General features: G+C 44.5%; 3 protein-coding genes. All 3 read right to left on the bottom strand.

Features of this window, described 5'->3' with window-relative positions; all coding sequences use genetic code 11:
• Nucleotides 1–185: 185 nt before the first annotated feature.
• Nucleotides 186–3,419 carry a glycosyl hydrolase 53 family protein gene (locus tag AB5150_RS14815; protein ID WP_368292131.1) on the bottom strand — a complete coding sequence of 1,078 codons (3,234 nt, stop codon included), beginning with the start codon at nt 3,417–3,419 and terminating at the stop codon, nt 186–188.
• Between the two features lie 400 nt (nt 3,420–3,819).
• Entirely contained in the window at nt 3,820–5,079 is a 1,260-nt protein-coding gene (locus AB5150_RS14810) for a sensor histidine kinase (protein ID WP_368292130.1), read from the bottom strand.
• Nucleotides 5,076–5,762, bottom strand: coding sequence for a response regulator transcription factor (locus tag AB5150_RS14805; RefSeq protein ID WP_055272742.1), 687 nt, complete (start codon nt 5,760–5,762; stop codon nt 5,076–5,078). The genes AB5150_RS14810 and AB5150_RS14805 overlap by 4 nt, the downstream gene beginning before the upstream one ends.
• Between the last annotated feature and the right edge of the window lie 238 nt (nt 5,763–6,000).

Below are 6,000 nucleotides of genomic sequence, written 5' to 3'. Positions count from 1 at the left end.
TGACGTGATCACGACACTGTAATTTAGCGTGCGAAAATAATTTAAAATAATTGTTACTTTACTATTGACAATCTACCTAATTTCTTAATGTTCCTTACAAAAATTAAATAACATATAAACAAATAATAAAATAGTCCGGCCGGGTATTCCCCAATCGGACTATCGTATATATGTATTACTCTGTACTATTTTACTTTTTTGACAACAAGACCTCTCACTACTTTATATCTTGAACCTGATATCTTAACTATACCGGTAACTTCTGTGGCGATCTTGCCCTTCTTCACATAGTAGTTCTTGTGATTCTTAGGACTCTTTACTATTCCCGTCTTGCCTGACTGGAATACACCCTTGTAGATATAGCATTTAGCACCTGTTGTGGTACTCTTGAAGAAGCCTGTATAACCTGACTGGATTATACCTTTCTTTACATAGTAATACTTCTTATTCTTAGTGCTTCTGACAAGGGCTGTCTTGCTCTCTGCAAATTTGCCCTTTATTATGAGACACTGCTGTCCCTTTGAATTTCTGTAGAAACCGGTGTAAGCTGTATAAATCTTGCCACTCTTTACAAGATATGTTTTTCCCGTCTTAGGGCTCTTTACAAGTCCCTTGTATCCTGTCTTTACCACGCCATTTACAACATAGTAGTTGACTCCGGCACCCTTGACAAATCCTGTGTAATTCTCCTGAACCACGCCCTTCTTATAGAAGTAGGTCTTTCCATTCTCCTTCACAAGACCATTCTTGCTTGTATCAATAGAAGGAGTTGGGTCTGGTGTTGGATCTGGATCCGGTGTTGGTATTGGATCTGGTGTTGGATCCGGGTCCGGTGTCGGATCTGGGTCTGGTGTTGGATCTGGGTCCGGTGTTGGATCTGGATCCGGTGTTGGATCTGGATTTGGATCTGGTGTCGGTGTGATATCCGCATCCTTGTAGAGATATGCGTCATCCCATGTTCCCCATGCCTTACCTGATGCGGTTGCTCTCATTCCGACAACAACCTCTGTTGTCTCTTCCACTGTAAATCTAATCTCAGGATGCTGCCATATCTTCCATCCCTGTGGAACTGCTGAAGCTGATGCAAGCTCTGTGTCTCCTGCCTTTGCATATACCTCGTATACATCATTGTCTCCATTTGCACCGCCCTGAATATATGCGCTGAACACATACTCGCCCGGCTCAAGTGTGATGGTCTGATACATGTCATATGTGAAATCTGAAGCATTGTAGTAATGTGCACAGTATGCTCCGTTTCTGTAGTCTTCCTTTGTCTTTATTGCAAGTCCCTTGCTGGTATCTGCGATCGTCCAGCCCTCATTTCCTGACTCAAATCCAGGATTTACAAGGATGTTCTCCTTTAATATTGTTACATTGCACTGAACCTCGACAGTCTCATCATTTACTGTCACAGTTCCCTTTACAGTACATGTTCCTGCACCGTAGTTCTTTACCTTCTCAAGCGCTCCATCCTCCCAGGTGATGTCTGCGCTCTCTGAATTGCCATCATTGTAAGCTACTGTTGCTGCAGTCGGCAGAGCTACATTTGCAATATCTGTTATCTCGATCTCAACATCATCAACTGTTATTGAGACTACCTCTCTCTTGGTCTTTGTTCCTGTATGAACATATGCAAATGTCTTGAGCGACTCAAGTGGGTGTCCTGTGAAGTCAAACAGTGCCTGGTTGTCAACTGCTGAACCGCCGTACCACTTGCCGGCGTCTGCTGCGTCGTACTCTCCTGCGTATGATGAAGCCCAGCCTGAACCGTACTTCTCCCATGCCTCCTTGTTGGCTGCAAGGACGTCTGCTGCATTCTCTGCAGATGAATCATACACATTTACAGGAAGCCATGCAGGCTCCCAGTAGAATACACCGATTCCTGATGAACCTGTATTCTTTACAGCCTTGATAACTGAACTGATCTCATTTGCCTGTCCCTGAACTGATAAATCATAAGTTGTAGAATCATCTTTACCTTTTCTGACAGTATTTTCATGTCCATCACCATCATCCAGTGTATATGCCCATGATGTCTCTGCTACCATTACCAGCTTGCCGTATGTGTCAGCCACATTCTTGAGAACTGATGTGAGGTTGTCAAGTGTGCCATGCCATACAGGATAGTATGATGATGCAAATACATCGTAGTCTACATTGTATGTATTAAGTCTCTTTGCAAAATTTGCGTAATTGCCACTTCTCTCAGGATTGGTGAAATGGATGGCAACAAGGATATTCTTGTCGAGGGCTCTCACCGCCTCACTTCCGGCACTGAAGATCTTTGCCATGTTTTCCCAGTTCTTTGATGTCTCACCGCATATTCCGTTGGTCGTCTCATTTCCAATCTGAACCATACCCACATCAACGCCAGCATCGAGCAGAGTCTTAAGGCTCTCCGATGTGTATGACTTAACTGCAGCTACCTTCTCGTCAAGAGTAAAGTCAGCCCAAGCCTTTGGCACCTGCTGCTTACCTGGATCAGCCCAGAAATCTGAATAATGGAAATCCACAAGAAGCTTTATTCCGGCTGCTGTTGCATACTGTCCGATCTTCTTGGCTGTCTCCAAATCATTGTTACCGCCGCCGTAACCGTTTTTGTCTGCATCATATGGATCATTCCATACACGGACACGCACATAATTTATTCCACATGAAGCAAGGAACTTGAAGTATCCGATATCGTCAAGCTCATTGCCATCGAAGTCATAATACTTAACTCCACTGTTCTTCAGTGACACATAGGACGATACGTCTACACCCTCGATAAATGACTGCTTCTCTCCGTTCAGATCTGTGTATGTGAGATCACTCACGCGGTCCACATATATTCCAGCCTCCACAGGCTCAACTACATCTTCCTCGTCTGTAAGCTTGCAGAGCTTTACATTGTCTATCTTGCCCCAATATCCCTTGGCAAGACTGCCCTTGAATGAAATGCTGACATCAGTTGTATCCTCAAGAACGAACTCTTCTGTCTCATTTGTCGCCCATGCATCCCATCCGGTCGTGGCTCCAACAGCCTGTGACTTATCAGCGACAGATACTGTGAGCCCTGTATCCTGTGCATCGCCCTCGACATCATACTCCAGCTTGTATGTTCCCGCAGGAACAGCCACTACAGTCTGTGTGATGCTGACATCAGCCGCATCTGAAGCCCAGATATTAAGATAATATGTGGAGTTTACATTACTTCCACCGTTTTTTACAACAAGCTCAGCTCCCGATTCACTCTCTATAGTCCAGTTACTGCTGTCACCTGTTTCAAAATCGCCATTTGCAACCTTGAGTGTGTCCACCCAGCTCGCCGCAGCCTTCGCTGTTATCAGTGAAGCTCCAGATCCAAAGATCTGCCCTACCATAAGCGCTCCTGCAAGAACTGCACAGCCAATCTGCTTTACAATTCTCTTTCTTCTCATATATGCCCTCCTAATAAGTATTATTACGCAGACGCATCCCAATGCGCTCCGCGCGGCGTCTGCATTATCACAAGGATTCCTCATTGCAATAATAATGTTGATCAACAGTTGCGCAACCGTTTGTCCTCATACTGATATATTAACATATTTGAGTTCTGGTTACCATGTCGCTTGTAGACAATGTTTTTAAGAATTATTTGTGTATTTTGTATATGCTCAGGCGCAACTTAAGCGCAATTTGTGTACAATTTTGTGCGCAACAGGATAATATTATGTTATGTATTTTCAAATATGCACAATAAATTCCAACGCTTACACAAAGAAAACGCCCTGTCCATGATATGTTATGTAAACTTCATATCATGAACAGAGCGTTTTAACGTATACACACTGTATTATTCTATAATGTAACTTGGAATGTGATGTATCCATCCCCGTCACATCTTGCTGTTATCCTGCCCTTGTGAGACTCAACTATCGATTTGGCGAGAGAAAGTCCTATTCCCGAACCTCCGGTCTCCGAATTTCTTGAGCTGTCAGGTCTATAGAATCTCTCAAACAATATATCCTGAGAGCCCTCTTCCATGCCATCTGTGAGGTTTTTGAGAACAAACTTCACCTTTCTGCCATCACGCTTCAAGGATATACTTATATCCGCTGATTCAACAGCATACTTCATGGCGTTATCCACCAGTATGCTTATGAGCTGCCTGATGGAATTCTCATCTCCGACATACTTTATTCCATCTTCGATATCCGCGCTGATCTTCTTGCCTCGAACCTCCGACAGAGACGAGAAATGATCTATCACCTCATACGCCACATCAGACAGATCAAACTTTGCCTTCTCCTTCGGTTCAGGATTCTCATCCAGTCTGGAGAGAGCCACCATCTGATTTGTGAGCGCTGTCAGTCTCTTGACCTGATCCCTGGTGTTCTTCGTCCATTCACTCTCACCGTTCACCATCTCTATGACCTCGGTATTTGCATCTATGATGGTTAGGGGTGTCTTGATCTCATGGCTTGCATCGGTGATAAACCGCTTCTGCTTGGCATAACTCTCAGCCACCGGCTTGAATATCTTCTTTGACCAGAACAGCACCAACATGAACACCGCAAGGAATCCCAGAAGTGACACTCCTACACTGTATACCAACGTATTTCTGAACGACTCCAGCTCCTGACGGCAGTCGACAAATATTATCCTGGTTCCATCCTCACAGTCCGCTACCCTGTATCTGTATATATCCGTAAATCCACTGTCTGAACCGTCCCCAAGTATCTTCAAAGCATACGACTCGGCTTCCGATTCATCAACAGCAGCTATATTGTCAAGGCTGTAGGACTCAACAGCCCCATCACTTACGACCACGGAGAAATATCTTGTCTGAAATGGTGTCTCCGGTGAGAACTTATCATTGCTCTTGCCATCAGGCTTATCAGGTGGCTGGGAATCCGCATTGGTCTTAACCTTCTCTTTCAGAAAATCCTTGCGGTCAAACTGTCCATTATTATCCACCAGTTCACTTAAGGTATCATCCGCCCTTGAAACCATGCGGGCATAATTTGCTATGTTGAGAATGCTCATTATGACAAACAGCACTCCAAATGTGGATGCCATTGCCGCAAATATAAATCTTTTTCTCAGATTCTTTATCATGTTCTATCCTCTTCCTTATACTCAAGTGTGTATCCCTGATTTCTTACTGCCTTAATGGACACCCCTGAGCCTATCTGACTGAGTTTCTTCCTGAGATACGAGATATTGACCCACACAACACTGATCTCCGTATCCGTGTCATAGCCCCATATCTTCTCCATCATAAGCTCTGCTGATATTATCGCATTCTGATTTGCCATCAGCAGTTCCATGATCTGATATTCCTTGTTCTGCAGCTTTACGCTTCCACCAGATGAACTGAGCTCATAATTCAGGCTGTTTAACGTGCAGTCGCCATACTTCATCTCCGTGCTGACCGCCTCACTCTTTCTTCTGGTTATCGCGCGTATCCTTGCCAGGAGTTCCTTTGTCTCAAATGGCTTTGCAAGATAATCGTCCGCCCCCAGATCAAGGCCGTTGATCTTGTCATCAGTCTCAGCCTTGGCCGTGAGCATAATAACCGGAACATCGCAGCCCTCAGCCCTGATCTTTGACAGCACGGTAAAGCCATCCATCTTTGGCATCATGACATCAAGTATGACTCCGTCATACACCCCTGCCATAATGTAATCATAGGCATCCTGTCCGTTATACACAGCGTCCACTGAGTAATTGTTATGCTTCAATATAACCTGAAGCGCGCTTGAAAGCGCTTTCTCATCCTCCGCAAGAAGTAATCTCATAACCTTATCTCCGTCTCATATTATTATGGTCTCCACCAGATATCACGCAAACCATCTATAATTCGTATTATACCCCTCAAGCTTAAATAAAGCTTAAACCTTCATGACATCAACAATTGTCTGGACAAGTCTGTCTATATCTATAGGCTTGGCAAGATGGGCATTCATACCCGCTTCCCTGCCTCCACACCGTCAGGCATAAGATCAACCAAAAGCCCGGATGCCGATTCTATGTGTC

It is taken from the genome of Coprococcus sp. RTP21281st1_F1_RTP21281_210402 (assembly GCF_040915325.1).
In the GTDB taxonomy this organism is placed as follows: Bacteria; Bacillota; Clostridia; order Lachnospirales; family Lachnospiraceae; genus Coprococcus; species Coprococcus aceti.
Note: the sequence above shows the minus strand (reverse complement) of the source record. Positions and strands in the feature narration are given on the sequence as shown.

Excerpts from the sequence above, each read along its gene's own strand:
- AB5150_RS14815 (WP_368292131.1), bottom strand. The coding sequence starts at position 3,419 with ATGAGAAGAAAGAGAATTGTAAAGCAGATTGGCTGTGCAGTTCTTGCA.
- AB5150_RS14810 (WP_368292130.1), bottom strand. The coding sequence starts at position 5,079 with ATGATAAAGAATCTGAGAAAAAGATTTATATTTGCGGCAATGGCATCC.
- AB5150_RS14805 (WP_055272742.1), bottom strand. The coding sequence starts at position 5,762 with ATGAGATTACTTCTTGCGGAGGATGAGAAAGCGCTTTCAAGCGCGCTT.